The sequence below is a fragment of the Vibrio sp. RM-41-2B genome, from assembly GCF_024744415.1.
GTDB lineage: Bacteria > Pseudomonadota > Gammaproteobacteria > Enterobacterales > Vibrionaceae > Vibrio > Vibrio diabolicus.
The window spans coordinates 1-1551 of the sequence record NZ_JAMQWD010000020.1; the positions used below are offsets into that span (position 1 = coordinate 1).

Genomic DNA, 1551 nt, shown 5'->3' on the forward strand with positions numbered 1-1551 from the left:
CACAAAAATAATATAGACGGAGTTACATGTGAGAAAACCAAGGTTATTTATAGCTTCCTCGGCAGAAAGCTTACCGATCGCTGAGGCTGTTAATGTGAATTTAGATCACGACTTTGAAGTGACTATATGGAAAAACGGCACATTTAAGCTTTCTTCGTCAACCATTGATGATTTGGTTGAGAAATCGTCAACTGTAGATTTTGCACTATTTATATTCGCTCCTGATGATATTACTTCAATCCGAAGTCGTAAGGAGCATGTAGTAAGAGATAATGTTATTTTTGAGATGGGTTTGTTTGTTGGTGCTATTGGGAAATCTCGTTCGTTTATCCTAAAGCCAAGAAATGTAGAAATGCATTTGCCAACAGATCTGTTAGGAGTTACTCCAGCGGATTATGAGGCAACACGTAGTGATAATGACTTGGTTTCAGCAACAAATCGTGCTTGCTCATTGATTAAATCCGAAGTTGAAAGGTTAGGGTTAATTAGCCATGTAGCTCTTTCTGAGAATAAGAGAATTGTTGCCAATCCAGCTAACTACGAGCTAAGGGATAAAGACTATCACTTTTTAGCAGAGTGCCTAAAAAGTCAAACTAACAATCCCGAGGGCATTTCGTTTTATAGCATCTACAATGGGTTAAAAGGCGTTAAAGAGTCTGTATTACAGGTTTCTTTAATCAAGTTAGAGAGAATGGGGTTAGTCAGTAAAAGCGTTGAATCTGATGAGCAAGGTTACGATTATTATGCTTACGCAATAACTGAACTTGGTGTAGATGAACTTCTAAAAAATGAAGACAAGCTCGAACCAAAAGTAATTTATAACGAACCGCCAATGGACTTTGACGACGATATTCCATTTTAGTGCTAACAAACTGTTCAAGAGGGATTCGCAACGCGTGGCATTTTCACTATGCGTTAGTTTTAGTGTTTAAGGTGGTATGCGGCGACTTTTGTATTGCGTTACTCACCCCTTAACAGGGCGTTATGTTGCCCCGATAAATTGACAATCTAGAGTTCTAAAATGATAAGAAAGTACAATTCAAATGACTTAGATTCAGTCCTTAAAATCTGGCTTGAAGCATCTGTTAAAGCTCATGATTTTGTCTCGGCTGACTTTTGGGAGTCTCAAGTTGAGAGCATGCGTAATGTTTATATCCCAGCGTCAGAAGTTTTCGTATACGAAATCGAGTCGAAAATAGTCGGCTTTTATGCGTTGTATGAAAACAACTTGGCAGCTATATTCGTGTTTCCTGCATTTCAGGGGCAAGGTATCGGTAAGCAATTGTTAAGTCATGCTAAAGCACAAAGAGCGATATTGAGCCTTTCCGTATATAAGGAAAATCAGGCTAGTTATCAGTTCTATCTGTCTCAAGGCTTTACAGTCGTCAGTGAGCAATGTGACGAGCATACGGGACACCCAGAGTACACAATGAGTTCGGGCACATAACAAGGCGTTTAAGAGGGATTCTCAACGCTTGGCAGTTTTGGTTCAAAGTTTAGCTTTTGTGTTTATGGCACAATGGTTTAAGTTGGGTGGTATAGCGTTGTTCA

General features: G+C 39.2%; 2 protein-coding genes. Both read left to right on the forward strand.

Annotated features, from left to right (window positions below; genetic code table 11):
• The first annotated feature begins 28 nt into the window (after positions 1-28).
• Positions 29-862 carry a TIR domain-containing protein gene (locus NB463_RS14630; protein WP_258432426.1) on the forward strand — a complete coding sequence of 278 codons (834 nt, stop codon included), beginning with the start codon at positions 29-31 and terminating at the stop codon, positions 860-862.
• 159 nt (positions 863-1021) lie between these two features.
• Positions 1022-1447: an N-acetyltransferase gene (locus tag NB463_RS14640; protein WP_258432010.1), complete on the forward strand. Its 426-nt coding sequence runs from the start codon at positions 1022-1024 to the stop codon at positions 1445-1447.
• Positions 1448-1551 lie beyond the last annotated feature (104 nt).